Genomic DNA, 24333 nt, shown 5'->3' on the forward strand with positions numbered 1-24333 from the left:
GACTTATGCAGCATTTTGGGAGGAGGGTTGCATGGTTCAGAACACCCCCTTGGGACAGACCCGCCCGGCATCGGCCTTATCGGGCCGCCCGGCATGACCGGCTTCGCCAATCTCTGGCGCAACGCCGAACGCCTGGCGATGCTCTGGCTCTATGCCTTCATCGTCCTTGTCATCGTCATCGAGGTGATCCGCCGCTTCGTCTTCGACTTCTCGTCGATCTGGGGCGAAGAGGCGGCGCGCTTCGCCTTCATCTACCTCGTGTGGATCGGCGCGGCGGTCGGCGTGCGCAACCGCTCGCATATCCGCTTCACCATCCTTGCCGATATCCTGCCGCCGCGCGGCGCCACACTGCTTTCGATGATCGGCAGCCTTGCCATCATCGGCTTCGCCGCCTTCGCCTTCTACTGGTCGCTCGAACCCATCGCCACCTCGCTGCGCTTCGGTTCGGTCTCCGAGGGGCTTCGCCTGCCCCGTGCCTGGTTCCTGGTGGCGGTGCCGATCGGCTTCACGCTCGTCCTGCTGCGCGCCCTCGGCGTGCTCTGGGCGGATATGCGCGCCTTTCGCGCCAACCAGCCCCCGCCATCGGGCGAGAAACTGTTCGACTGAAGGGGGACACAGGCATGTTGTATCAAACCGCAGAAGCCTCGCTCGACATCGGCTGGGACGTGATCTTCCCACTGATCCTGCTGGGCGTCCTGTTCCTGCTGGCGATCCCGATCTGGGTCGCGCTCGGGATCACCGCACTCACGATGCTCTGGCTGACGGGCGCACTGCCGCTTTCGCTCCTGGGCGAAAGCCTGTTCAGTGGCGTGAACCACTACGCGCTGATCGCGATCCCGCTCTACCTGCTGACGGGCGATGCGCTGGTGCGCACCGGCCTGTCCAAGAAACTGCTGGATTTCGCCGAGGCCACAATGGGCTCGCTGCGCTCCGGCATGGGCACCTCGACGGTGCTGGGCTGCGGGTTCTTCTCCAGCATCTCGGGCTCTGACGCGGCGGGCTGCGCCGCCGTCGGGCGCATGACCTACGCGCGCCTCGTCGAAAAGGGCTACCCCACGGGCTACGCCGCTGCGCTGGTGGCGGCGGGCGCCTGCACCGGCATCCTGATCCCGCCGTCGATCGCCTATATCATCATCGGCATGATCCTCGGCATCTCGGCCGCCAGCCTGTTCGTCGCGGCCATCCTGCCCGGCGTGCTGGTGCTGGTCTCGATCATGGTGACCAACATCATCCTCAACCGGATTCATGGCTACGAGAACAGCAGCGCGTCCTTTTCCCTGCGCAACTGGTTTCTGGCGCTCTGGGAGGCGAAATTCGCGCTCTCCATTCCCTTCGTGATCCTCGGCGGGATCTATTCCGGCATCTTCACCCCGACCGAGGCCGCCGCCGTCGCCGTCGCCCTGACCCTGCTGATCGGCTTCTTCAGCGGCACGCTCACCTTCGCGGACGTGCCCGAAATGCTGTGGAGCTCGGCCAAGGTGAACGGCATCATCGTGCCGATCATCGCCGTCGCCCTGCCGCTTGCGCAGGCGCTGACGCTGGTCCAGGTGCCGCAGGGCTTCGCCGACCTGATCCGCTCGATCACCGATGATCCCAACATCACGATCCTGCTCATGCTGGGTGTCTTCATCCTGGCCGGCTGCGTGATGGAGGCCACCCCGAATATCGTGATCCTCGCACCGATCATGTTCCCGCTCGCCCAGGAAATCGGCATGAACGACATCCAGTTCTGCATCTTCCTGATCACCTCGCTTGGCGTGGGCTTCATCACCCCGCCGCTCGGGCTCAACCTGTTCGTGATCTCATCGGTGACCGGCCAGCCCATCCTGTCGGTCGCCGCACGCGCGCTTCCCTATGTGCTGAGCATGCTGCTCGTCGTGCTGCTGATCGCCTTCGTGCCCGCAATATCAACATGGTGGATGTGACCCAGCGCCACGGCGCCGGGATCCGAACCACCCGCCATACCTGAAAGGAACCGCTCCATGTCGCAACCCGCCAGCAAGCCTCTTCCCGGCGCGACTGACAGCCGAAACCTCGCACCGCTCGAGATCGAGACCCCTTGCTGGACGCTCAGCGCTGATGACGACGACCTGCGCGCCGTCCCCGTGCCCGAACTGGCCGCGATGCTCGAACAGCTTTTCCTGATCCGTCATTTCGAGGAACGCCTGCTCGAACTCAGCAAGGAAGGCCTGCTGCACGGTCCCGCCCATGCCAGCATAGGACAGGAAGGCGCCGCCGTCGGCCTGATGTCGGCACTCGACTCGGCGGACAAGATCAACGGCACGCACCGGATGCACCACCAGTTCCTCGCCAAAACCCTGAACCATGCCAGGGTCGCGGGCTACAACCCGCTGGAACAGGAGGTCTCGCAGCAGTCACAGGAAGTGCTGTTCTCGACCTATTCGGAAATCCTCGGCCTTTCGTCGGGCTATTGCGGCGGGCGCGGCGGCTCGATGCACCTGCGTGAACCGGGCGCGGGCGTGCTCGGCTCCAACGCCATTGTCGGCGGCAACATCCCCCACGCCGTGGGCTACGCGCTGGCCGACCGGATGCGCGGCAGCGATGCCATTTCCGTCGCCTTCTTCGGCGATGGCGCGATGCAGATGGGCACCGCCTACGAGGCGATGAACCTCGCTGCGCTCTACAAGACATCCACCGTCTTCGTCGTCGAGAACAACCTCTACGCGGTCTCGACCCACCTTTCCGAACAGACCCGCGAAACCCGGCTCAGCGCGCGGGGGCTGGCGCTTGGCGTTCCATCGATCACCTTCGACGGCATGGATGTCATCGCCGCGCGCCGCGCGATGGAAATCGCCCGCTCCCTCATGGCCGAAACGCCGGGGCCGGTGCTGCTCGAGGCGCGCACCTATCGCCACCTCCACCAGTCCGGCCCGCTCCGGGGCAGCGCCTTCGGCTATCGCGACAAGGACGAGGAAGACGCTTGGCTCGAACGCGACCCGACCCGCACCTTCCCGGCCCGGCTTGAACGGCTGGGCATACTCGACGCCGCCGACACCGACCGGCTGCGCACCCGCGCGCAAGGCGCCGTGGATGCGGTGCTCGACCGGCTGATCGAAGGCAGCGGCGACTCCCGCCGCCTCCTGCCCAGCCTCTGGCCCGATCCGGCCACCGTGGAATTCGGCATCCGGGGCGATCTCTCGGAACTGAAGGACCGCCGCCAGCAGGAAGAATCCGACCTCGCCGAAACCGACAGCCGCGAGGCCCGCTTTCAGGACGTGATCTCGGAATCGATGCTTCTCAACATGGAGCGTTTCGACAATCTCTTCATCATGGGCGAAGACGTTCACCGCCTGCGCGGCGGCACCGCCGGCGCAACGCGCGGCATCGGCGAGCGCTTCCCAGACCGCCTGCTCGGCACACCGATCTGCGAAAACGGCTTTACCGGGGTGGCGCTCGGGGCGGCACTCAACGGGATGCGCCCCGTGGTCGAGATCATGTATCCCGATTTCGCGCTGGTCGCCGCCGACCAGCTTTTCAACCAGATCGCCAAGGTGCGGCACATGTTCGGCGGCGGCTTCCCGGTTCCGGTCGTAGTGCGCAGCCGCGTCACCCAAGGCACCGGCTACGGCTCACAGCATTCGATGGACGCCGCCGGGCTTTTCACGCTCTATCCGGGCTGGCGCGTTGTCGCCGCCTCGACGCCGCATGACTATATCGGCCTACTCAATGCCGCCGTGGCCTGTGACGATCCGGTTCTGGTGCTGGAATATCACCAGCTGTTCTCCAAGAAGGGGCGCGTGCCGGCCAGCGACTGGGATTATATCGTGCCTTTCGGCAAGGCCCGCGTCGCGCGGCAGGGGCGCGATGCCACGATCCTCACCTACGGGCCGATGGTGGATATCTGCTGCGAGGTCGCCGACAGCACCGGGCTTGATGCCGAGGTGATCGACCTGCGCACGCTCGATCCGCTCGGGCTCGACTGGGACACGATCGAAACCAGCCTGCGCAAGACCAACGCGCTCCTGATGGTGGAACAGACCACGCGCGGCACCTCGATCGGCTCGCGCATCGTCAACGACGCGCAGCGGCGGCTGTTCAACCTGCTCGACTACGAGATCCTGCATGTGACCGGCACCGAATCCTCGGCTGTGGTCTCTAAGGTCCTCGAAGAGGCCGCCTTCGCGCGCGCCAGCGACGTCGAAGCGGCACTGCGCCAGGTCATCGGCGATCGCAATCTCAACCGAACGGAGGTCATGAAATGAGCGTCTCGGATCTTGTGAAACGCGTCCACCACACCGCCATCTGCGTTCAGGATTTCGACGCGATGCGCGGGTTCCTGGTGGATTTCCTCGGTTTCGCCATCGACGGAGAGATCCCCGAACGCAGCGAGGCCGAACTCTCCGCCGTGGTCGGCCTGCCCGATGTCAGCCTGCGCTGGGGGCTTTACCGCTGCGGCGACCACCGGGTCGAACTGTTCCATTATTTCAGACCCGAGGGGAAATCCCTGCCCCCCGCGCAATGCGACACCGGCTTCACCCATCTCGCCTTCGAGGTCAGCGACGTGCACGAAGCCCATGAGCGCTCCATCGCGGCGGGCTACCGGCCCAACTCTGAACCCCAGTCCATGCGCGGCGGCGTCAGCCAGGTGTTCTACCTGCAAGGCCCCGAGGGCCTCGTGGTCGAGTTCATGCAGTTCCGCGCCGAGGCCCCGGCATGACCCGGCCCGCCCCGATCCCCGACGTTCCCGCCCACACCGTTGCATTCATCGGTCTCGGCACGATGGGCAGCGGCATGGCCGCGCGGCTGGTCGCGGCAGGTCATGACGTGCGCGGCCACGACATCGATCCCGGCCGCCTGCAATCCTTTGCGGCCACCGGCGGCAAACCTTGCGACAGCGTCGCCGAAGCCTGCGCGGGCGCACAGATCATCATGACGATCCTGCCGCGCGACGAACATGTCAAAGCTGTCTGCCTCGGGCCGGGCGGCATCGCCGAAAGCGCCGCCAAGGGTGCGCTGCTCCTCGAGATGAGCACCATCCTTCCCGACACCAGCATCGCCCTGCACGACGCCCTTTCGGACGCCGGACTGCGGGTGCTTGACGCACCGGTCGGGCGCACCCCGAAAGACGCCGCACAAGGCACGCTCCTTGTCATGGCAGGCGGTACACGCGAGGATTTCGATGCCGCCCAGCCGGTGATCCTGCCGATCTCGGACAAGGCCGTGCATCTTGGCCCCAAGGGCTCCGGCATCCGCATGAAGATCGTCAACAATTACATGGCTATGGTCGGCATGGTGATGACCGCCGAAACCCTGGCGATGGCACGCCGCGCCGGTATCGACAGCATGGCGGCGACGGATGTGCTGCAAAGCACCACCGCCGGGCGCGGCCAGATCAACGTCAATTTCCCCGCCAAGGTGCTCAGCGGCGACACCACGCCCGATTTCCCGCTCTCGATGGGCGAAAAGGACATCTCGCTGGGGCTGGCCCTGGCGCAACAGCTCGGCGTGCCGCTCTCGCTTGGCGCACCCGCACGCGATCTCTTCGCGCTCGCCGGTCCGATGCATATGGGCGATCTCGACTGCACCGCCATGCTGCTGCTGATCGAGGAACTGGCCAAGACCGCCCCCGCCGACCCGGAGGAGGAATCGCCATGACCGCCCCCGCGCGCACCCGGCGAACCCTGTCCCACCGCCTCACCGGGCTGGTGGCGCTGCTGCTCTTCGCGATCTTCTCGGGCAGCATCATCCTCGCCAAGGCCGCGATGATGGGCGGCTTCACCGCCCCCCGGCTCCCGGCCCAGACCGAATTCCTGCTGCTGCTCGCCAGCACGTTCCTGGCGATCGTCTTCCTGATCGGGGAAGAGACGCGGAAAAAACAACAATCCCGGCACTCACCAGACCGGACAAATGAATTTCAACCAGAGGAGGAGAGACAATGACCACCCCCAACAACCCGATGGAAGCCCCCAGCTCCGAAGACCGGCGCAACTTCCTGAAACTTGCCAGCACCGCGGGCTTTACCGTCGCCGTCGCGGCGGTGGGCGCGGGCACGCTCGGCGTTCCGGCAGCCGAGGCGCAGACCAGCGCCGAAGAGGCCGAACGCGAGGCCGCCGCCGATCACGTCATGACCATCGCCACCGCCTATCGCCTTGGCACCACCCGCACCTTCCCGGTGATGCAGCTGCATCTCAAGGAAAACATCCAGAACGCCTCGCGCGGCAAGGTCTATGTGCGCCTTGTGCCCAACGGATCGCTTGGCGCGGGTGCCGAACTGGCCGAAAAGGTCCAGAATGGCACGATCCAGGCCGCTCAGCACTCGATGGCCAATTTCGCGCCCTTCGCCTCGGCGGTGGATATCATCAACCTGCCCTTCTGGTGCGGCGACAACCAGAAATTCGTCAACCTCGTCACCTCGGATATCTGGAAATCCGAAGTCGACGCACGGGTCGCCCAAAGCGGGTTCAAGGTGCTGCTCTACCAGCCGGTCGATCCGCGCACCGTCAGCGTCCGGCGCGGGCTGCGCGACGGGCCGGTCAAGACGCCCGAGGACATCCGCGGGATCAAGTTCCGCGTGCCCGGCTCCAAGATCCTGGCCCAGACCTACAGCCTGCTGGGCGCCAACCCGACGCCGATCGCCTGGGGCGAAACCCCCTCGGCACTGCGCCAGGGCGTGGCCGACGCGCTTGACCCCAACGTGATGGGGCTCAACCTCTTCGGCTTCAAGGACATCGTCTCGCATGTCACCTTCACGCGCACGGTGCCCGATGGCGGGGTCTATTCCTGCAACGCCGAATGGTTCGATGCGCTCGACAGCGACACCCGCGAGGCGGTGGAATGGGGTGCGCGCATCACCTTCCTGCAAAACCTCTCGCAGGTGCCATCCTCGCGGAACTTCGCGATGAACGAAATGGCCGCCGCCGGTGTCCAGTTCTACTCGCCCACCGAAGACGAGATGGCCCAATGGGTCGAAGCCGCTGGCGCCCAGCGCCCGGAATGGGACGACGTCAAGAAGGACCTGGTCGGCTCCATCGACACCTTCGAGAAGCTGCGCGAAGCGGCGGAAACTGACAGCGGCCTCTACGTCCACGACGCCTGATCCCTCACCGCCCCCGGCGCAGCCTGTCGGGGGCGGCTCACCCTGCCGCACGAACAGCACCACTTCACGAAAAGGTCACGCATGCCCAATCAAGTCACGATGCCGCGTCTCGACAAGGACATGGAAGAAGGCCGCATCGCAACATGGCACCGCGCCGAAGGCGACAAGATCGCCAAGGGCGATGTGCTGTTCGAGATCGAGACCGACAAGGCCGCCGTCGAGGTGGAAGCCGAACATGACGGGCACCTGCACCACATCGCCTTGCCGAGCGGCGAAAGCGCCCCCGTCGACAGCGTGGTCGCCTGGATCTACGCCGCCGATGAAGAGGTCGGGTCGCCGCCCGAAGCTCCGGCGCCTGCGCCCGCCAGCGCCGCACCGGACGAATCCACCCCCTCCGCGCAAAAGCCCGCCCCACAGGCGCGCGCACTGCGCGAACCCGCCCCCCGTCCCGCCAGCGCCGCCGCCCCGTCGGGCGGCCGCGTTCTCGCCACTCCCGCCGCCCGCGCCGAGGCCGAGTCCCGTGGCCTCCCGCTCGAGGGCATGACCGGCACCGGCCCTGCCGCGCGCATCCAGAAATCGGATGTCCTCGCCGCCGCCGACGCGACGGCCCCGGACTCCGCCGCACCGCCGCTGCAACCCGAAAACCCACCCGGACCGCTCTCGGTGCTTTCCACGGGCGGTGGCGATCGCCTGCCGATGGTGATGATCCACGGCCTTCTTGCCGACGCATCCGGCTGGGACAAGCTCGCAAAGCCGCTTGGCCGCGATCGCCCGGTTCACCGGATCGAGCTCCCCTGTCATGGCCGCTCGCCACTGGGCCGGATCGCGGATTTCGCCGATCTCGTGCGATACCTTCGCCATGCCTTCGATGGCATCGACACCGAACGCTGCCACCTTGTCGGCCATTCCCTTGGCGGTGCGCTGGCGCTCGCGCTTGCCGATACGCGCCCGCGCCGCATCGCGTCGCTGACCCTGATCGCGCCTGCGGGACTTGGCCCCGAGATCAACGGCGACGCCGTCGCGGGCATGTGCCGCGCCACCCGCGCCGACAGTCTCGGTCCCTGGATGAAACGCCTGACCGCTGATCCCGACGCGATCGGCTGGTCCTATGTGAAGGCCGCCGCGGCGGGGCGGCGCGACCCCGCCCTGCGCGCGGCGCAATCGGCGCTGGCGGATGCGCTGTTCCCCGACGGGGTTCAGGCCTTCGACATGCGCGCCGCCCTTGAGCGGCTGGACATGCCGACGCGCATCATCTGGGGGCGTGAAGACCACATGATCCCCTGGCGCCACGCGCTTCACGCGCCGGGTCACGTGGCGCTCAACCTCTTTCGGGCTGTCGGCCACATGCCCCATTATGAGATACCGGAACAGATCGAACCGCTGCTGGCACAGTTGCCCTGAACGCGCGACGATGCCGGACGGACCTCACAGAATTCAAAGGACATGACCCATGGAGAACAGAGTAGCCCTCATATCCGGCGCCAGCGGCGGCATCGGCGCCTGCATCGCGCAACTGCTCACGCAACGCGGCTGGTCGCTCTCGCTGGGCGCCCGCGACCCTGACGCCCTGGCGCAACGCTTTCCCGATGCCCATGTGGTCCGCCATGACGCGACCGCCTGCGACGAAGCGGAATGGGTCGCCGCCGCCCGCGCCCGTTTCGGCCGGATCGACGCGGTGATCTGCTCGGCTGGGGTCACCTCGCCGCACGACGTGATCGAGATCGAGGACGACGCATTGGAACGCATGTGGGAGATCAACGTGAAATCCCCCCGCCGCCTCGCGCGTGCGGCCTGGCCCGATCTTTGCGCCAGCGGGCAGGGCCGCGTCATCCTGCTGGTATCCCTGTCGGGCAAGCGTGTCCGCTCCGCCGCCAGCGCCTCTTACGCTGTGACCAAACACGCCGCCCTCGCCCTCAGCCACGGTCTGCGCCGCAAGGGCTGGGAGGATGGCGTGCGCGCGACCGCGATCTGTCCGGGGCGCGTCCGCACCAACATGACCAGCGGCGTCACCGGCATCGCCCCCGAGAACATGACCCAGCCCGAGAACGTGGCCGAGATGGTCGGGCTCGCGCTCGACATGCCCAACACGGCGTCGCTGGCGGAAATGATGGTGAACTGCGATCCCGAGGACCAGTATTGACCATGCAACGCGGTGCAAAGTTGCCGATCCGCTGATCCCAACCGGCATTCCGGACCCGGAACGCGGGCGCAAGGCACTCTGATTGCCGCGATTGTCGCGCGCCAGCTACGCGCGCGGCACCCCCGTCACATGGTGCCTTGCCCGCGTCCTCATGACTCGGATGCCGTATCGGTCAGGTAACTCTGGACCTCTTCACCATCTTCAAGCCCGGGTTGCGTCTCGCCCTGCAGGTCTTCGGGCACTGTCCATCCCGGCTCGATCCCGGTCATGTCAGGCAGTTCATGCGCGATCCCCTTGTGGCAATCGATGCAGGTTCTGTCCCCCGACAGCAGGTACTCCGTGTGGATCTGCGCCGCGCGCGGTGACTGACGGCTGAGGTCCATGGCGGTTTCGGTATGACAGTTACGGCATTCCAGACTGTCATTGGCCTGCAACCGCGACCATTCCCGCTTGGCCATGACAAGCCGGTGATCGAGGAACTTCTCGCGCGTGCTGATCGTGCCGAAGATATGTCCCCAGACCTCCTTCGAGGCCTGCATCTTGCGGGCGATCTTGTCGGTCCACTCATGCGGAACATGACAATCCGGGCATCCGGCGCGGACACCCGACCGATTGGAGAAATGCACGGTGCGCGACAGCTCCTCATAGACGTTGGCCTCCATCTCGTGACACGAGATGCAGAATTTCTCGGTGTTGGTGTATTCCAGCGCCGTGTTGAACGCGCCCCAGAAGACGACACCGCCGACAAAGCCGCCCAGCGTCAGGAAACCGAGGCCAAGCGTCCCGGCCGGTGTCCACAAGACCCGCCAGAACCAGCGGAAAGGTTTCAGGATCCAGCGCATGTCAATCGCTCCCGGCGGCGTTGACACCCATTTCGGACATGTCCGTGAAACTGTTTCCGATCAGTGGCGCCGTGTCGGCCTGCGGCACATGGCACTGCGTACAGAAATACCGGCGCGGCGACACATCGGCCAGCATCTGCGTCTCGCGGGTCATGTAGTGGGTGATCGAGATCATCGGCGCACCCGAGCCTTCGGTATGTTCGCGCCTGTGGCACGACATGCAGCGGTTGGCATTGACCGAAAGCTGATACCCTTCAATCGAATGCGGGATCACCGGCGGCTGTTCGGGATAGGCGCGCATCTGGCGGACATCGTCGGTGACATACTGCTTCAGCGGCTCGGCCGGGCTCGACACCATCGGATCGGGCGACGATCCCGAAAGCTCGGGAACGCCCTGCGCGAACACGAAGCTGGCGACAAGGCAGGCGGCGAAAATCGCGGTCAGACGAAACTGTGTCATCATACCGGCTCCACGCGCACGGCGCATTTCTTGAAATCCGTCTGCTTCGAGATCGGATCGGTGGCGTCCAGCGTCACCTTGTTGATAAGCTGACTGGCGTCGAACCAGGGCACGAAGATCACGCCCGTGGGCATCCGGTTGCGGCCACGTGTTTCAACCCGGCTGCGGATCTCGCCGCGACGCGAGATGACCCGCACCTCCATGCCCTGGTTCAGACCGCGTTCACGGGCATCGACCGCGTTCATGAACACCTTGGCGCCGGGGAATGCCTTGTAAAGTTCGGGCACGCGCATCGTCATCGACCCGGAATGCCAGTGTTCCAGAACACGCCCTGTCACCAGCCACATATCGAACGCATCGTCCGGGCTTTCCGCCGGCGGCTCGTAGGGAACCGCAAGGATCACGGCCCGCCCGTCCGGCTTGCCGTAGAACTCCACGCCCTTCCCGTCGGCCACGTAGGGATCATACCCCTCGCGGAACCGCCATTTCGTCTCCTTCCCATCGACGACGGGCCAGCGCAATCCGCGCACCTCGTCGCTCTGATAGGTGTCGTAAGGGGCCAGGTCGTGACCATGCCCGCGCCCGAAGGCGGCATATTCCTCGAACAGGCCCTTCTGGATATAAAAGCCGAGATCCTGTGCCTCGTGGTTGGCGTATTCCTCGGGCATGTCATCAAGCGGATAGGCATCGACCTTGCCGTTGGCGAAGACCACGTCAAAGATCGTGCGCCCGCGGTATTCCGGGTTGGCCGCCAGGATGTCCTCGGGCCAGACCTCGTCCGTGGTGAATCGCTTGGAAAACTCCGCCAGCTGCCACAAATCGGAACGCGCCTCGCCCGGCGCGTCCACCAGCTGGTGCCAGGCATGGGTGCGCCGCTCGGCATTGCCATAGACGCCCTCCTTCTCGACCCACATGGCCGCAGGCAGAACGATATCGGCCGCCATCGCCGTCACGGTCGGATAGGCATCGGACACCACGATCATGTTGTCGGGGTTGCGATAGCCCTGGTAGGTCTCGTTCTGCGCATTCGGCGCGGCCTGCAGGTTGTTGTTCACCTGTATCCAGTAGAAGTTGAGAACCCCGTCCTTGAGCATCCGGTCCTGCTGCACGGCGTGGAAGCCCGGCTTCGTGTTCAGCAGGCCACGCGGCAGCTTCCATATATCCTCGGCGTGTTCGACATGCTCGGGATTGGTCACGACCATGTCGGCCGGCAGCCGATGCGCAAAGGTGCCCACCTCCCGCGCCGTGCCACAGGCCGATGGCTGGCCGGTCAGCGAAAACGGCGAGTTGCCGGGCTCGGAAATCTTACCCGTCAGCAGGTGGATGTTATAGACCATCTGGTTTGCCCAGACCCCGCGCACATGCTGGTTGAACCCCATCGTCCAGAGCGACATCACCTTGGTGTCCGGGTCGGCATAGAGCTCCGCAAGCTCTTCGAGAAATCCGGGCTCCACCCCCGAAAGTTCGCTGACATACTCCAGCGTATAGTCCGCGACATGCTGCTTGAACGCCTCGAAATCGGACGGCTCCATCAGGCCGGCATTGCCGGCACCCTGCGCCGCCACTTGCAGCGGGTGATCGTCGCGCAGACCATATCCGATATCCGTCTCGCCCTTCATGAACGTCGTGTGCTTCGACACGAACTCCTCGTTCACGCGGCCGGTCTGGATGATGTGATTGGCGATGTAGTTGAGGATCGCCAGATCGGTGCCCGGCTTGAACACCATCGGAATGTCCGCAAGGTCCATCGACCGGTGCGTGAAGGTCGACAGCACCGCACATTTCACGCCCGGCGTGCCAAGCCTGCGATCAGCCAGCCGGGTCCACAGGATCGGGTGCATCTCGGCCATGTTCGAACCCCACAGCACGAAGGCGTCGGCATGCTCGAAATCGTCATAGCACCCCATCGGTTCGTCGATGCCGAAGGTCCGCATGAAGGCCGCCGCCGCGGACGCCATGCAATGACGCGCGTTCGGGTCCAGGTTGTTCGAGCGGAACCCGGCCCGCATCAGCTTCGACGCCGCATAGCCCTCCATCACCGTCCACTGCCCCGAGCCGAACATCCCGATGCTCTCCGGCCCCTTCTCGGCAAGCTGCTTCTTGACGCGGTCCGCCATGACATCAAACGCCTCGTCCCAGCTGACCGGCTCGAATTCGCCATCCTTGTCGAACTGTCCGTTCCGCTTGCGCATCAGCGGTGTCGTCAGGCGGTCCTCGCCATACATGATCTTGGACAGGAAATAGCCTTTGACGCAGTTCAGGCCCCGATTCACCTCGTGCTGCATGTCGCCATGCGTGGCCACCACCTTGCCTTCCTTGACGCCGACCATCACGCCGCACCCTGTGCCGCAGAACCTGCAGGGCGCCTTGGACCAGTTTATCTTCAGCGCATCGACACCGCCGGGAACCGGTTGCGCAAGCGCGGCCTCGGACAAGCCCGCAGCAGACGCTGCCAGCGCGGCGGCGTGGGCCTTCAGAAGTTGGCGTCGGGTCAGGTCGAGTGGCATGTGGGATCCTCCGGTTCCTCGGCGTGTTCAAAGACCATGTTGGCCACCAGAACGCCCTCCATCAGGTTGATCTCGGTCAGCCTGTCGCCAAGCTGGCCGGTGCTGGTGCCTTCGATCGTCACGATGAGCCGCGTGTCGTCGCCGCCATGCACCTCCACCCCGTCGAGCGCCTCGACATTTCGGCGCACCCCCTGCCATGAACCTTCGGCGACGGTGACGACGGCGGATGAGACATGCCAGCGCGGCTCAGACATTTTCGGGCACCCTTTCGACAGCATGGATTGCATCCGCCGGGCAGGCCGCCGAGCAGGCGGCGCACCCGGTGCAGGATGTGGCGTCCAACTCGGGCAGGAATGGCCCGCCGATTCGCGGGCGCATGGAAATGGCGGTTTCGGGACAGACATCGCGACAGGTCATGCAGGCGATCCCGGCCTTCACAAGGCAATCGTCGGAAATCTGCATCACATGCGCCATTGCCCCATCAGCGGCGATCACCCCCTCCGGACAGGCGGCGGCGCATTCGCCGCAAAAGGTGCACTCCCCGGCCTCGGGATCCAGCGCAACCAGGCCCTTCGTGATGTGAAGAATATGTTCGGGACAGGCGTCAACGCACATCCCGCAGGCGGTGCAGGCCGACAGCGACTGCTTCGATACGCCGGGTGGCCGTGCCCTCCCGGGCTCCGGGTGCGGGCGGCCGCGAAGCAGATCGCGTCGGGATAGGGTGGCCCGTGTCGACATATCCCTTCAGTGCCCCGCCGGGCCCGGCGGCCCGGATATCAGCTGATACATCCACACCAGGAAGCCGTAACCGCCCACCGCACCCACGGCCACGACCGGCCAGATACCGAAAGCCAGGATCAGGAAATTCATCAGTTCCTTGCGTCGCTGCGGTTCGCGCGGCGTGGAACCCGGTTCGGTTGCTTGTCGAAGAGACATCGCTTCCTTCCCGGCCGCATTGCAGGTTCAGTCCGATACTGCAGCCTGACACCCATGGTAACAAAACCGTGTTTGAAAATTCAACACCAGTGTCCCGCGTCACCAGAATCCCGCCGATCCCGACGATGGGATCAACGGCAAAAGCACACACGCCCGCCCATGACATTCCGCAACCCTGGATCAAAATGGCGACCCCGGCAGGATTCGAACCTGCAACCTGCCCCTTAGGAGGGGGCTGCTCTATCCAGTTGAGCCACGGGGCCGTCCGGCCCCCCTTTAGCGCGCCGCTCGGGCTTTGTCATCGGTCGATTGCACCGCGCGTGGCGCTTGATCCCCTGGCGCCCTTCGCGCTAACACTGACAAAAGCCCTTCAGGACATCCCGACGTGACCAAGCCCGATCATCGCCCCCTGACCCTGCGCGACGTATCCGAGGCCTCGGGCGTTTCCGAAATGACCGTGAGCCGCGTTCTGCGCAACCGGGGCGACGTCTCCGATGCCACCCGCCAGCGCGTGCTCGAAGCCGCCAAGCGCCTCGGCTACGTGCCCAACAAGATCGCGGGCGCGCTCGCCAGTCAGCGGGTCAACCTTGTCGCCGTGATCATCCCCTCGATGTCCAACATGGTCTTTCCCGAGGTCATGACCGGGATCAGCCAGATCCTCGAGGAAACCGATCTCCAGCCGGTTGTCGGCCTCACCGACTACCTTCCCGAGAAAGAGGAGAAGGTCCTTTACGAGATGCTCTCCTGGCGCCCTTCAGGGGTCATCATCGCCGGGCTCGAACATTCCGATGCCAGCCGCGCGATGCTGCGCGCCTCGGGCATTCCCGTGGTCGAGATCATGGATGTGGACGGCACGCCGGTCGATTCCGTGGTCGGCATCTCGCATCGCCGCGCCGGTCAGCAGATGGCGCAGGCGATCATCAAGGCCGGGTATCGGCGCATCGGCTTCCTCGGCACCAAGATGCCGCTCGATCACCGCGCGCGCAAACGCTTCGAGGGCTTCACCCAGGCCCTTGCCAAGGCCGGGATCGAAGTCGCCGACCAGGAATTCTATTCCGGCGGTTCGGCGCTGGTGAAGGGCCGCGAGATGACCGAGACGCTGCTCAAACGCACGCCCGACCTCGATTTCCTCTATTACTCGAATGACAAGATCGGTGCGGGCGGGCTCATGTATCTCATCGAACAGGGCATCGACATTCCCGGCCAGGTCGGGCTTGCCGGTTTCAACGGGCTGGACCTGCTCAAGGGCCTGCCGCGCGAACTGGCCACGATGGATGCCTGCCGGATCGAGATCGGCCGCCGCGCCGCGCAGATCATCGCCGACCGTGTGGAACACCCCGACCAGACGGACCCCGTGCGCGTCGCGCTGGAGCCCACGATCACCTTCGGCGACACCCTGCGCCGCGACTGACGCAACTCCGGCAGCCCGCGCTCACCGCTCCCTCACCGCGCGCCGCCGCCTCACCGGCCAGACCTCCAGCACACCCGCCAGCAGCACCAGAGCGCCGCCCACAAGTTCCATCCCGCGCAAATGCTCATCCGCCAGCAGGGCCGCGGACAGCGCACCGACAAGAACCTCGGTCATCAGCAAGATACCGACCCGCGCCGGCTCCAGCCGCACGGTCGCCCACATCAGACCGCCAATCGACAGCACCCACCAAAGGCCCCCCGCCCCAAAGGCAAGCGCCAGCAGCTTCCAGCCATCGCCAAGGCTGTCGCCATTCGGCAAGGGCGCCAGAAGCGGCGCCAGCAGGCAGGATGCCACCATCCCGCCAAGGGCAAAGACAAACGCCGCCTCGACCGGCCCCAGCACCGATTTCGACCGGATTCCCGTCGTCCCGACCGACCACAGAAGCCCGGCCAGCAGGGCCATCCATTCGCCGATGCTGCGCGGCACCGGCACCATGCCATCCGCGCTCAGCATCATTGCAAGGCCGGCAAGACCCACGCCGATCGCCAGCAGCCGCATGGGTGGGGTATGCCAGCCCATCACGTAGCGGCCGATCAGCGTGCTCCAGACCGGCGTCAGGAAGTAAAGCAGGATGACGATCGCGACCCGGCCATAGACGAAGGCCACCGAATAAAGCGCGAAGGCCGCGCCGCCGATGGCGATAGAGACCAGAGCGACGCCGCCCGCATGCCGGATCGCGCGCCAGCGCCGCAGCGCGGATGGCAAAAGCAAAAGCACCGCCGATCCGGTCACGGCCACCGTGCCCCATGCGCCGCCCAGGCCCATCTCGCTCAGGGCGCGCACCGCAAGCCAATAGAAGCCCCAGAATGCCCCCGTGGCGAAGACGATGGCTGTGGCCAGCCCGGTGACGTGATGATCGTTCATGATCCCGCACTCGGTTCAACGCGCCCTGGCGGGCAATCGCGCCGCCCGGCCGCGATATCTGAAACGAACAGCGCCCCTGCAATCCACTGCAAGGGCGCTGATCTCTTGTCTTTCGCACGACGCGAGCCGACGCTCCGCCGACTCATCGTGTCAGGCGGTTTTCTTGCCCTTGATCGGCGCCCAGATGCGCTTGTTGGTCAGGTAGAGCAGCACCGTCAGCACGGTCAGGAAGATCACCCCGGTCAGACCGGCCTGCTTGCGGGCCATCATCTTGGGTTCGGCCGCCCACATCAGGAAGGCCGCGACATCCTCTGCCTCGTGATGCATGGAGTTGGAATGGCCGTCGGCATATTCCACGTCCTCGCCGTAAAGCGGCGGTGCCATCGCGATCCAGCCGCCCGGAAAGGCGGTGTTCTCGTAAAAGGTCGTGCCGGCCTCGAACTTGTCCTCACCGGTATAGCCGGTCAGGATCGAGACGATATATTCCGGTCCGCCCATGCCGTTGAACAGCTGCGAAAGTCCGGTGCCGTAGGGGCCGTGGAACCCGGCGCGCTTCTTGGCCATCAGGCTCAGGTCCGGCGCATTCGGGTCGTTGGACGCCGGGAAATGGTCCGTCGGCTTGGCTTCGCGGAAATCGTCCAGCTCGGGATCGAACACCTCGAACTGCGCCGCATAGGCGCGCACCTGGTCGGCGGGCAGATGCGGCCCGCCCTCGTCGCCCAGGGTGCGCAGCGGCACATAGGTCATGCCGTGGCAGGACGAGCAGATCTCGGTATAGACCTGAAGGCCGCGTTGCAGCTGGTTCTGGTCGAACGTGCCGAACGGACCCTCGAAGGAGAAGTTCACATCCTCGATGTGGCCTTCCCCGCCGGCCGCCAGCGCACCACCGGCCGAAAGGGTCAGGGCGGCGACTGCGGTAATCGCGAGTTTCTTCAACATTGTCCCGTGTCCTTTCTTATTCGGCAGGTGTGGCGGCGGTCTGACCCGCGTCACCGGATGCCTTGGGGTAGTGCGCATCGAAATCGGCTTCGATGGTCTCGGGCGGCGTTTGCGGTTTCTCGATCACGCCAAGCAGCGGCAGGATGACCAGGAAATACGCGAACCAATAGGCCGATCCGATCAGCGAGATGGTCGAATAGGGCGGCTCCGCCGGCATCGCACCCGCCCACATCAGGACGACGAAATCCAGCACCAGCAGGGCGAACCACCATTTGAACATCGGCCGGTAACGGCCCGAGCGCACGCTCGATGTATCCAGCCACGGCACCAGCGCCATCACCGCGATCGCGCCGAACATCGCCAGCACACCGAAGAACTTGGCGTCGATGATGCCGCCGGTGATCCAGCTGGCGAACATCACCACCCAGACATCCGCGGTAAAGGCCCGCAGGATCGCGTAGAAGGGCAGGAAATACCATTCCGGCACGATATGCGACGGCGTCACCAGCGGGTTGGCCTCGATATAGTTGTCGGGATGGCCCAGGTAGTTCGGCATGAAGCCGACGATCGCGAAGAACACCACCATGATCAGGGCCAGCGCGAAAAGGTCCTTCATCACGAAATAGGGCCAGAACGGCACCGTGTCCTTCTCGGCCTCGGCCTTCGAGCCGCGCCGCACTTCGACACCGGTGGGGTTGTTGTTGCCCGTGGTGTGGAAGGCCCAGATATGGATCGCCACCAGCGCCGCGATCACGAAGGGCAGCAGGTAATGCAGCGAGAAGAATCGGTTCAGCGTGGCGTTATCGACCGCCGGTCCGCCCAGCAGCCATGTCTGGATCGGCTCACCGATGAAGGGAATCGCACCAAACAGGCCGGTAATCACCGTGGCACCCCAGAACGACATCTGCCCCCAGGGCAGCACGTAGCCCATGAAGGCCGTGCCCATCATCATCAGGTAAATCAGCATCCCGACGATCCACGTGATCTCTCGCGGCGCCTTGTAGGAGCCGTAATAGAGACCGCGGAAAATGTGGATGTAAACGGCAAGGAAGAACAGCGACGCGCCGTTCATGTGCAGATACCGAAGCATATGCCCGCCATTCACGTTGCGCATGATATGCTCGATCGACGCGAATGCCATGTCCACATGCGGCGTGTAATGCATCACCAGCACGATGCCGGTCACGATCTGCAACGCCAGACAGAAGGTCAGGACGATGCCCCAGATCCACATCCAGTTGAGGTTCTTGGGGGTCGGGATCATCAGCGTGTCATAGAGCAGGCCGACAATGGGCAGGCGCGAATGAAGCCATTTCGCGCCGCCAGACTTCGGTTCGTAGTGATCGTGCGGAATTCCGGACATGAGTGCTTTCCTTATCCCAGTTTGATCGTCGATTCGTCGACGAATTCGGCGATCGGCACCGGCAGGTTCTCCGGTGCGGGGCCTTTGCGGATACGGCCAGACGTGTCGTAATGCGACCCGTGGCAGGGGCAGAACCAGCCGCCGACATTGTCCGCCGCGGTATAGTCGCCGGCATTGCCCAGCGGCACACAGCCCAGATGCGTGCAGACACCCATCTGAACCAGCCACTCGCCCGCCTCGTCCATCGTGCGATTCTCGTCATTGGCGGGCACGTCGCCCTCGATATTGTTGTTGCGTGCGATCTTGTCCGGCAGATCCGCCAGGTCGACCGCGCGCGCATTCTCGATCTCGGCCGCGGTGCGGCGGCGGATGAACACCGGCTTGCCCAGCCATTTCACTGTCAGCTGCGTGCCCTGGTCCACACCCGAGATATCGACCCGGATCGAGCTCAGCGCCTGAACGTCTGCCGACGGGTTCATCTGGTGCACGAGCGGCCAGATCGCGGCCCCTGCGGTCACCGCCCCCGCGCCTGCGGTGGCATAATAGAGAAAATCTCTGCGGGTGCCTTCGTGGTTTTCTGCGTGGGACACGGGTTTTACTCCATTCTCATAGACGTCACGGCGCCCCGCCGTCTGCACAACGCAAGAACGCGGGTCCGTTTGGATCGCTATTTAGCGGGCGATTCAAGGGCAGTCCAGTATGCAATCCTATCGTTTCATTCATGGCGCGGAAGTGTCGCGCTTGAGACCCGCGCAGCGCAGGTGTATCTAGCACCCAGACTCGCCCCATCGCAACGAAAGCATTCCCCCATGAAAACATCGATTGCCGCAAGCGCCCTTCTGGCCGCCTCCGCCCTCGCCAGCCCCGCCGCCGCCGAAATGGAACTCAGCCTCTATCTCGGTGTGCAAAGCGTCGCGGGCTCCAACGCCTCGGGCTACCTGCCCGGCGGCGCCCCCTTCAACCGTTCGATGGACTGGGAGGGCAAGCCCCTCGACAGCCCGATCTATTATGGCGGCCGTGCGATCTGGTGGCTCGACAACAATATCGGCTTCGGCCTCGAGGGCACCCACGTCAAGGCCTATGCCTCGCCGCTCGACCGCCTGGCGCTCGGCGTCAACCGGATGGAGCTTTCGGACGGCCACAACATCATCACCGCCAACGTGATGAAACGCTGGCCCGGCGCCTTCAAGCAGACCCCGAAATTCACGCCCTACCTGGGCGCGGGCGTCGGCGTCGCCATTCCCCATGTCGATATCGAGGTCACAGGCTCGCCCGTGCGCACCCACGATTTCGAAGTCACCGGCCTCGCCCTTCGCGGGATCGCCGGGCTGAAATACGACTTCAACGAAAGATGGGCGCTGTTCGGGGAATACCAGTTCACCTGGTCGGACAACGACATCACCATCGACCCCGCACCCGGCCAGTTCGCTGGCAAGATGAAAACCGAAATCCTGTCGCACGCCTTCAATATCGGCGTCAGCTACAGCTTCTGATGTTCCCCAAGGCGGCGGCGCAGCCAGCGCCGCCCCTTCGCCGCCCGCTCAGCCCGTCCCGGCCAGCTTCTTCTGGCGCGCAAAGGGGCTGCGCCCCAGCCAGACCTGCATCCGGTCGGCCAGCCCGCGATCCCCTTCCAGCGACATTTTCCCCTGATCCAGTGCCTGCCTGACCGTCGTCAGCCCCATCCAGATCGCCGTCATGCATTTCAGATCGGTCTCCACGAACAGATCGACGTCGAAACCCGGATCTATCGAACACAGATCGACACTCTTTCCCGGCTCGACAATCAGCCACCAATCCCGGCGACCCTCAGGCTGATCGGAGTAAAGAAACGCGAAAACCGTCTTTCTGAGCGGCAATGGCGTCGGGTCGAGGTTGCGGCGCATGTCCCACATCAACAGCCCCGGATCGACATTCTTGAGGCTCGGCTCGGCCTCGATCCATTTCTGACCCCATGTGCCGAACGCCTCGATCACCGGTGCAAGGTCGCGCCCTGCCTCCGTCAGCTCATAAGCCATGTGACCGGAATCCTCGGGGGCCGGGCTGCGGGTGACGATCCCGGCGCGCTCCAGTTCGCGCAGACGTTTGGATAACAGCGTTGGTGACATCCTCGGCACGCCCCGGCGCAATTCGTTGAAGCGCGCCGATCCGGCCACCAATTCACGTAACAGGACCATCGTCCAGCGCGGGCACAGAACCTCCGCCGCCATGGCGACGGGACAGAACTGGCGATAACTTTGATCCGCCATGGTGCCTCCAAAGCATTACCCTACCCGATCCCGCACAAAAATTCGACTCCTGATACAGATCGTGCACTGGCAGCGCCGTGTCCCGGCCTGTCACTGTCGGGCCACGAGGCCGGCCTCCGGACCTCGACAAGGGAGAAGGAGATTCAAGATGAATTCACTGGGCAAAGAGATAAACACCGCCACCCTTTTTGAACGCCTCGGGGCAACCGAAGGCGTCCGCCAGCTGGTCGATGGCGTCATCGACGCGCATATGCTCAACCCCGAGATCAAGGCGCGCTTCCTGCCCTATCAGGATGACGCCGATCATCTGGCCGGAATCAAGAAACATGTCTGCGACTTCTTCGTGCTCGGCGCGGGCGGGCCTGACCGATACGAGGGCCGCTCCATGCCCGAGGCGCATCGCGGCATGAATATCAACGCGGCGGAATTCCTCGCCGCGACTGACGATATTCTCGATACGATGGAACAGCACGGCCATGACGCCGCCACCAGAAACGAGGTTCTGGCGATCGTCTATTCCCTCAAGGACGAGATCATCCGCGTCTGACCGGGCACAAGGCCCGTGCGGGGCGGGGCGGCTCGCGCGCACGCACCGCCCCGGCCATTCATCAATGCGGGCGCGTCGCCACCATGCTGTCGCGCTGCGCGAAAACGGCGAACCAGTCATCCAACGCATCGTTGCCCTTGCGCCAGCCGCGGTCGTCATGGCGGAAATCCAGATAGGCCAGGGCACAGCCCACGGCGATCTGCCCCATGTCCAGCGGCCCGCGCAGATGGCTCATCCAGCGCGCGTTCAGCGCCCCGACCGCCCGCTCGACCTTGGCCCATTGTGCGTCGACCCAGGCCTCCACAAAGGCTTCACCGGGGCGCATCTTGTGCTCGTAGACCATCAGCACCGCCGCCTCCATGATCCCGTCCGCTGTCGCTTCCAGCGTCAGGGTCTCCCAAAGGCGCCCGTCCGGGTAAAGTCCGGCCCGCGCACGATCATCGAGATAGCGGCAGATCACCCGGCTGTCATAGATCGCCGGACCCTCCGCGCGGATCAGCGCCGGGATCTTGCCGATGGGATTCGCGCTCGCCACTTTGGGGGCGGTGTCATAGGGCGTGGTCGCCGCCGTCACCAACTCGACTTCGTCCAGCTGCCCGGTCTCGTTGAGCAGCACCAGAACCTTTCGCACGAATGGCGACGTGCCCGAGGAAATGAGCTTCATCTTGTCACTCTCCAATTGGATAATCCGCGCAAGCTTAGGGCGCACCGGGGCGCTTGAACAGCCCCGTGATCCGCGCGACGCACAAGAGGGGGATCACGCCGAATCCGGCCCGATTTCCGGTTCTGTACACATCTTTTCGCCAACCCGGTCATTCCTGTACAAAAGCGGCGTACAAAACGGACGTTTTGTACGTTGCTCAGGCCGCCACCAGCTGCTGACCGCGGGTGCCGGTGACAGTCGCCGTGACGATCTGGCCTTCCTCCCGGTCGGCGTCGAACGCCACCTCGGTGAACTGCTCCGTGCGCCCCATCCGGGGGTTTTCCATCAAGATGCGGTGGGTCCGCCCCTGTTGCTCCGCAAGATGTCGGGTCACCTGCGCCGCGCCCGCCGCGCGCAATTGTGCCGCGCGTTCCTTGATGTCCTTGCCATGCACCTGCGGCATCCGCGCCGCGGGCGTGCCGGGGCGCGGGCTGTAGGGAAAGACATGCAGCCATGTAAGCTGGCATTCTTCTACCAATTTCAATGAGTTAGCGAACGCTTCCTCGGTTTCGGTCGGGAACCCCGCGATGATATCCGCCCCGAATGTCATCTCCGGCCGCAACCGCTTCGCCTCCTCCACAAACCGTATCGCATCCCCCCTCAAATGCCGCCGCTTCATCCGTTTCAGGATCAGGTCATCCCCATGCTGAAGGCTCAGGTGAAGATGCGGCATCAGCCGCGGCTCGGTGGCGATCGCCTGCATGAGGTTTTCGTCTACCTCTATGGAATCAATGGAAGAAATTCGCAGGCGTGGCAGGTCGGGCACCAGTTTCAGGATGCGCATCACCAGGTCGCCAAGGCGCGGCGCCGCGGGCAGATCGGCGCCCCAGCTGGTCAGATCGACCCCCGTCAGCACCACCTCGTTATACCCCCGCGCCACCAGCCGCCGGATCTGATCCACTACCACCCCGGCCGGCACCGACCGCGAATTTCCCCTGCCATAAGGAATAATGCAGAACGTGCACCGATGGTCACACCCGTTCTGCACCTGTACATAAGCCCGGCTCCGGGACCCGAAACCGTCGATCAGGTGACCGGCGGTTTCGGTCACGCTCATGATGTCGTCTACCTGGCAAGCCTCTGTTTTACCTATGAAATCCGCTGCCATGCCCTTCCAGGTTTCGGGCTGCATCTTCTCGGTGTTCCCGATCACGGCGTCCACTTCGGCCATCGCGGTAAAGGTCTCGGGCTCGGTCTGCGCGGCGCAGCCGGTGACGATCAGGCGCGCGTCGGGATGCTCTCGCCGCAAGCGCCGGATCTCCTGCCGCGCCTTGCGCACCGCCTCTGCCGTGACCGCACAAGTATTTATGATTACAGCGTTTTCCAGGCCCGCTTGCTGGCTGAGCTCTTTCATCGCCTCGGTTTCATAGGCGTTGAGGCGGCATCCGAGCGTGGTGAATCGCGGCGCCTGCGTCATCCGATCCCCCTGAGGAACGCATCCGTCAGCACCCCGTCGAACACATGCATCGTCTCGCCCGTCATCCAAACCCCGTCTTCGCGCCACTCCACATGCAGCGTCCCGCCATCCAGGTCTATCCGCACCTTCCGCCCCGTCAGCCCCCGCCGCGCCGCCGCCACCGCCACGGCGCAAGACGACGACCCCGACGCCAACGTCACCCCGACGCCCCGTTCCCAGACCCGCATCCGCAGATGATCCTTGCCGATCAGGCTGGCGACCTGAACGTTCGTGCGCTCGGGATAAAGCGGGTGATGTTCATAGCGCGGGCCGAACTGCTCAAGGGGAATCGCCTCGGAATCCTCAACAAAAAAAGAGCAATGCGGGTTTCCCATGCCCGTCGCAGCGGGCCCGCCCTCGATCGGCAGTTCCAGTGTATCCATCTCCTCGGCCAGCGGAATGTCGCGCCAGTCAAGCTGCGGCTGGCCCATGTTCACCGAGGTCAGCCCCCCACCCGCATCCACCGCATGAAGATCGCCACGCGCCGAGGTCAGATGCAGGCGCTCGCGCCCGGTCTCGTCCATCAGGAACCGCGCGATACAGCGCGTGGCATTGCCACAGGCCGCTGACGCCGAGCCATCCGAATTATAAAATGTCAGATGCCCATCCGCCGTCCCTTGCGAGATCACCGCAAGCTGGTCGAATCCCACCCCCGTCCGCCGGTCCGCCACGGCAAGAACCAGGGCCGGCGTAACATCGACGCCGCGCGCACGCGCATCCAGCACGACAAAGTCGTTCCCCAGCCCGTGCATTTTCATGAAGGGCAAACCGGTATCGCTGCGCGTAGTCATGAGCGGGCATA

General features: G+C 64.6%; 26 protein-coding genes and 1 tRNA gene. 12 read left to right on the forward strand and 15 right to left on the reverse strand.

Annotation, left to right across the window (positions count from 1 at the left end):
• Nucleotides 1–93 precede the first annotated feature (93 nt).
• The 9 genes from ROH8110_RS16770 (at nucleotide 94) to ROH8110_RS16810 (ending at nucleotide 9197) form a co-directional block, all read left to right on the forward strand.
• Nucleotides 94–606: a TRAP transporter small permease gene (locus ROH8110_RS16770; protein WP_211330793.1), complete on the forward strand. Its 513-nt coding sequence runs from the start codon at nucleotides 94–96 to the stop codon at nucleotides 604–606.
• Nucleotides 607–620: 14 nt separating this feature from the next.
• The gene (locus tag ROH8110_RS16775) at nucleotides 621–1925 is read left to right on the forward strand and encodes a TRAP transporter large permease (protein WP_085818889.1); all 1305 of its coding nucleotides are present in this window, start codon (nucleotides 621–623) and stop codon (nucleotides 1923–1925) included.
• A gap of 57 nt (nucleotides 1926–1982) precedes the next feature.
• Nucleotides 1983–4223 carry an alpha-ketoacid dehydrogenase subunit alpha/beta gene (locus ROH8110_RS16780; RefSeq protein WP_085818890.1) on the forward strand — a complete coding sequence of 747 codons (2241 nt, stop codon included), beginning with the start codon at nucleotides 1983–1985 and terminating at the stop codon, nucleotides 4221–4223.
• Entirely contained in the window at nucleotides 4220–4678 is a 459-nt protein-coding gene (locus ROH8110_RS16785; protein WP_085818891.1) for a VOC family protein, read from the forward strand. The genes ROH8110_RS16780 and ROH8110_RS16785 overlap by 4 nt, the downstream gene beginning before the upstream one ends.
• Nucleotides 4675–5616, forward strand: a complete 942-nt coding sequence (locus tag ROH8110_RS16790; RefSeq protein WP_085818892.1) for an NAD(P)-dependent oxidoreductase — start codon at nucleotides 4675–4677, stop codon at nucleotides 5614–5616. The genes ROH8110_RS16785 and ROH8110_RS16790 overlap by 4 nt, the downstream gene beginning before the upstream one ends.
• Entirely contained in the window at nucleotides 5613–5900 is a 288-nt protein-coding gene (locus ROH8110_RS16795) for a hypothetical protein (protein WP_085818893.1), read from the forward strand. Before ROH8110_RS16790 ends, ROH8110_RS16795 begins: the two co-directional genes overlap by 4 nt.
• Nucleotides 5897–7057: a TRAP transporter substrate-binding protein gene (locus ROH8110_RS16800; RefSeq protein ID WP_085818894.1), complete on the forward strand. Its 1161-nt coding sequence runs from the start codon at nucleotides 5897–5899 to the stop codon at nucleotides 7055–7057. The genes ROH8110_RS16795 and ROH8110_RS16800 overlap by 4 nt, the downstream gene beginning before the upstream one ends.
• An 81-nt stretch (nucleotides 7058–7138) precedes the next feature.
• Entirely contained in the window at nucleotides 7139–8458 is a 1320-nt protein-coding gene (locus ROH8110_RS16805) for an acetoin dehydrogenase dihydrolipoyllysine-residue acetyltransferase subunit (protein ID WP_085818895.1), read from the forward strand.
• A 49-nt stretch (nucleotides 8459–8507) separates the two neighbouring features.
• Nucleotides 8508–9197, forward strand: a complete 690-nt coding sequence (locus tag ROH8110_RS16810; RefSeq protein WP_085818896.1) for an SDR family NAD(P)-dependent oxidoreductase — start codon at nucleotides 8508–8510, stop codon at nucleotides 9195–9197.
• A 149-nt stretch (nucleotides 9198–9346) separates the two neighbouring features.
• On the opposite strand, the gene ROH8110_RS16815 is transcribed toward ROH8110_RS16810, so the two are convergent.
• From ROH8110_RS16815 to ROH8110_RS16845, 7 genes are all read right to left on the reverse strand, one after another.
• The gene (locus ROH8110_RS16815; protein ID WP_085818897.1) at nucleotides 9347–10039 is read right to left on the reverse strand and encodes a NapC/NirT family cytochrome c; all 693 of its coding nucleotides are present in this window, start codon (nucleotides 10037–10039) and stop codon (nucleotides 9347–9349) included.
• Between the two features lies 1 nt (nucleotide 10040).
• Entirely contained in the window at nucleotides 10041–10499 is a 459-nt protein-coding gene (locus tag ROH8110_RS16820) for a nitrate reductase cytochrome c-type subunit (RefSeq protein WP_170156519.1), read from the reverse strand.
• Complete coding sequence (gene napA, locus ROH8110_RS16825; RefSeq protein WP_085818899.1) at nucleotides 10499–13006, reverse strand: periplasmic nitrate reductase subunit alpha; 2508 nt, start codon at nucleotides 13004–13006, stop codon at nucleotides 10499–10501. Before napA ends, ROH8110_RS16820 begins: the two co-directional genes overlap by 1 nt.
• Nucleotides 12991–13260, reverse strand: coding sequence for a chaperone NapD (locus tag ROH8110_RS16830; RefSeq protein ID WP_085818900.1), 270 nt, complete (start codon nucleotides 13258–13260; stop codon nucleotides 12991–12993). Before ROH8110_RS16830 ends, napA begins: the two co-directional genes overlap by 16 nt.
• Nucleotides 13253–13744 carry a 4Fe-4S binding protein gene (locus ROH8110_RS16835; RefSeq protein WP_085818901.1) on the reverse strand — a complete coding sequence of 164 codons (492 nt, stop codon included), beginning with the start codon at nucleotides 13742–13744 and terminating at the stop codon, nucleotides 13253–13255. Before ROH8110_RS16835 ends, ROH8110_RS16830 begins: the two co-directional genes overlap by 8 nt.
• Nucleotides 13745–13750: 6 nt before the next feature.
• Complete coding sequence (napE, locus tag ROH8110_RS16840) at nucleotides 13751–13942, reverse strand: periplasmic nitrate reductase, NapE protein (RefSeq protein WP_085818902.1); 192 nt, start codon at nucleotides 13940–13942, stop codon at nucleotides 13751–13753.
• A gap of 186 nt (nucleotides 13943–14128) precedes the next feature.
• A tRNA-Arg gene (locus ROH8110_RS16845) sits at nucleotides 14129–14205 on the reverse strand.
• A 122-nt stretch (nucleotides 14206–14327) separates the two neighbouring features.
• Between ROH8110_RS16845 and ROH8110_RS16850 the strand changes: the two genes are divergently transcribed.
• Nucleotides 14328–15353, forward strand: a complete 1026-nt coding sequence (locus tag ROH8110_RS16850) for a LacI family DNA-binding transcriptional regulator (RefSeq protein WP_085818903.1) — start codon at nucleotides 14328–14330, stop codon at nucleotides 15351–15353.
• A gap of 21 nt (nucleotides 15354–15374) precedes the next feature.
• On the opposite strand, the gene ROH8110_RS16855 is transcribed toward ROH8110_RS16850, so the two are convergent.
• The 4 genes from ROH8110_RS16855 to petA all read right to left on the reverse strand — a co-directional run bounded on the left by ROH8110_RS16855 (nucleotide 15375) and on the right by petA (nucleotide 19169).
• On the reverse strand, nucleotides 15375–16277 hold the full coding sequence (locus ROH8110_RS16855) for a DMT family transporter (protein WP_085818904.1): 903 nt from the start codon (nucleotides 16275–16277) through the stop codon (nucleotides 15375–15377).
• A gap of 150 nt (nucleotides 16278–16427) precedes the next feature.
• Nucleotides 16428–17216, reverse strand: a complete 789-nt coding sequence (locus ROH8110_RS16860; protein ID WP_085818905.1) for a cytochrome c1 — start codon at nucleotides 17214–17216, stop codon at nucleotides 16428–16430.
• 16 nt (nucleotides 17217–17232) lie between these two features.
• Nucleotides 17233–18579 (reverse strand): cytochrome b, encoded by a 1347-nt coding sequence (gene petB / locus ROH8110_RS16865; protein ID WP_085818906.1) that lies wholly within the window; start codon nucleotides 18577–18579, stop codon nucleotides 17233–17235.
• Nucleotides 18580–18590: 11 nt separating this feature from the next.
• Entirely contained in the window at nucleotides 18591–19169 is a 579-nt protein-coding gene (petA, locus tag ROH8110_RS16870) for a ubiquinol-cytochrome c reductase iron-sulfur subunit (protein WP_085818907.1), read from the reverse strand.
• A gap of 219 nt (nucleotides 19170–19388) precedes the next feature.
• On the opposite strand from petA, the gene ROH8110_RS16875 reads away from it, so the two are divergent.
• Nucleotides 19389–20072, forward strand: coding sequence for an outer membrane protein (locus tag ROH8110_RS16875; protein ID WP_085818908.1), 684 nt, complete (start codon nucleotides 19389–19391; stop codon nucleotides 20070–20072).
• 48 nt (nucleotides 20073–20120) lie between these two features.
• Here the strand turns inward: ROH8110_RS16875 and ROH8110_RS16880 are convergent, their stop codons facing one another.
• Complete coding sequence (locus ROH8110_RS16880; protein ID WP_085818909.1) at nucleotides 20121–20825, reverse strand: winged helix-turn-helix transcriptional regulator; 705 nt, start codon at nucleotides 20823–20825, stop codon at nucleotides 20121–20123.
• 148 nt (nucleotides 20826–20973) lie between these two features.
• Here ROH8110_RS16880 and ROH8110_RS16885 point away from each other — a divergent pair, with 148 nt between their 5' ends.
• Nucleotides 20974–21372: a group I truncated hemoglobin gene (locus ROH8110_RS16885; RefSeq protein ID WP_085818910.1), complete on the forward strand. Its 399-nt coding sequence runs from the start codon at nucleotides 20974–20976 to the stop codon at nucleotides 21370–21372.
• Nucleotides 21373–21433: 61 nt separating this feature from the next.
• On the opposite strand, the gene ROH8110_RS16890 is transcribed toward ROH8110_RS16885, so the two are convergent.
• From ROH8110_RS16890 to dapF, 3 genes are all read right to left on the reverse strand, one after another.
• The gene (locus tag ROH8110_RS16890; RefSeq protein WP_085818911.1) at nucleotides 21434–22036 is read right to left on the reverse strand and encodes a glutathione S-transferase; all 603 of its coding nucleotides are present in this window, start codon (nucleotides 22034–22036) and stop codon (nucleotides 21434–21436) included.
• Nucleotides 22037–22232: 196 nt separating this feature from the next.
• Nucleotides 22233–23492 (reverse strand): tRNA (N(6)-L-threonylcarbamoyladenosine(37)-C(2))-methylthiotransferase MtaB, encoded by a 1260-nt coding sequence (gene mtaB / locus ROH8110_RS16895; protein ID WP_085818912.1) that lies wholly within the window; start codon nucleotides 23490–23492, stop codon nucleotides 22233–22235.
• Nucleotides 23489–24322: a diaminopimelate epimerase gene (gene dapF, locus ROH8110_RS16900; RefSeq protein ID WP_085818913.1), complete on the reverse strand. Its 834-nt coding sequence runs from the start codon at nucleotides 24320–24322 to the stop codon at nucleotides 23489–23491. The genes mtaB and dapF overlap by 4 nt, the downstream gene beginning before the upstream one ends.
• Nucleotides 24323–24333: the final 11 nt, after the last annotated feature.

This window comes from Roseovarius halotolerans (assembly GCF_900172255.1).
Classification (GTDB): Bacteria; Pseudomonadota; Alphaproteobacteria; order Rhodobacterales; family Rhodobacteraceae; genus Roseovarius; species Roseovarius halotolerans.

Bases quoted from the DNA above. Each gene is read 5' to 3' on its own strand.
- ROH8110_RS16785 (WP_085818891.1), top strand. From the start codon at position 4,220: ATGAGCGTCTCGGATCTTGTGAAACGCGTCCACCACACCGCCATCTGC.
- ROH8110_RS16820 (WP_170156519.1), bottom strand. From the start codon at position 10,499: ATGACACAGTTTCGTCTGACCGCGATTTTCGCCGCCTGCCTTGTCGCC.
- napA (WP_085818899.1), bottom strand. From the start codon at position 13,006: ATGCCACTCGACCTGACCCGACGCCAACTTCTGAAGGCCCACGCCGCC.
- ROH8110_RS16790 (WP_085818892.1), top strand. From the start codon at position 4,675: ATGACCCGGCCCGCCCCGATCCCCGACGTTCCCGCCCACACCGTTGCA.
- ROH8110_RS16810 (WP_085818896.1), top strand. From the start codon at position 8,508: ATGGAGAACAGAGTAGCCCTCATATCCGGCGCCAGCGGCGGCATCGGC.
- ROH8110_RS16815 (WP_085818897.1), bottom strand. From the start codon at position 10,039: ATGCGCTGGATCCTGAAACCTTTCCGCTGGTTCTGGCGGGTCTTGTGG.
- ROH8110_RS16860 (WP_085818905.1), bottom strand. From the start codon at position 17,216: ATGTTGAAGAAACTCGCGATTACCGCAGTCGCCGCCCTGACCCTTTCG.
- ROH8110_RS16890 (WP_085818911.1), bottom strand. From the start codon at position 22,036: ATGAAGCTCATTTCCTCGGGCACGTCGCCATTCGTGCGAAAGGTTCTG.
- dapF (WP_085818913.1), bottom strand. From the start codon at position 24,322: ATGACTACGCGCAGCGATACCGGTTTGCCCTTCATGAAAATGCACGGG.
- ROH8110_RS16835 (WP_085818901.1), bottom strand. From the start codon at position 13,744: ATGTCGACACGGGCCACCCTATCCCGACGCGATCTGCTTCGCGGCCGC.
- ROH8110_RS16880 (WP_085818909.1), bottom strand. From the start codon at position 20,825: ATGGCGGATCAAAGTTATCGCCAGTTCTGTCCCGTCGCCATGGCGGCG.
- ROH8110_RS16875 (WP_085818908.1), top strand. From the start codon at position 19,389: ATGAAAACATCGATTGCCGCAAGCGCCCTTCTGGCCGCCTCCGCCCTC.
- ROH8110_RS16885 (WP_085818910.1), top strand. From the start codon at position 20,974: ATGAATTCACTGGGCAAAGAGATAAACACCGCCACCCTTTTTGAACGC.
- mtaB (WP_085818912.1), bottom strand. From the start codon at position 23,492: ATGACGCAGGCGCCGCGATTCACCACGCTCGGATGCCGCCTCAACGCC.
- petB (WP_085818906.1), bottom strand. From the start codon at position 18,579: ATGTCCGGAATTCCGCACGATCACTACGAACCGAAGTCTGGCGGCGCG.
- napE (WP_085818902.1), bottom strand. From the start codon at position 13,942: ATGTCTCTTCGACAAGCAACCGAACCGGGTTCCACGCCGCGCGAACCG.
- ROH8110_RS16780 (WP_085818890.1), top strand. From the start codon at position 1,983: ATGTCGCAACCCGCCAGCAAGCCTCTTCCCGGCGCGACTGACAGCCGA.
- ROH8110_RS16775 (WP_085818889.1), top strand. From the start codon at position 621: ATGTTGTATCAAACCGCAGAAGCCTCGCTCGACATCGGCTGGGACGTG.
- ROH8110_RS16805 (WP_085818895.1), top strand. From the start codon at position 7,139: ATGCCCAATCAAGTCACGATGCCGCGTCTCGACAAGGACATGGAAGAA.
- ROH8110_RS16855 (WP_085818904.1), bottom strand. From the start codon at position 16,277: ATGAACGATCATCACGTCACCGGGCTGGCCACAGCCATCGTCTTCGCC.
- ROH8110_RS16800 (WP_085818894.1), top strand. From the start codon at position 5,897: ATGACCACCCCCAACAACCCGATGGAAGCCCCCAGCTCCGAAGACCGG.
- ROH8110_RS16770 (WP_211330793.1), top strand. From the start codon at position 94: ATGACCGGCTTCGCCAATCTCTGGCGCAACGCCGAACGCCTGGCGATG.
- ROH8110_RS16830 (WP_085818900.1), bottom strand. From the start codon at position 13,260: ATGTCTGAGCCGCGCTGGCATGTCTCATCCGCCGTCGTCACCGTCGCC.
- ROH8110_RS16795 (WP_085818893.1), top strand. From the start codon at position 5,613: ATGACCGCCCCCGCGCGCACCCGGCGAACCCTGTCCCACCGCCTCACC.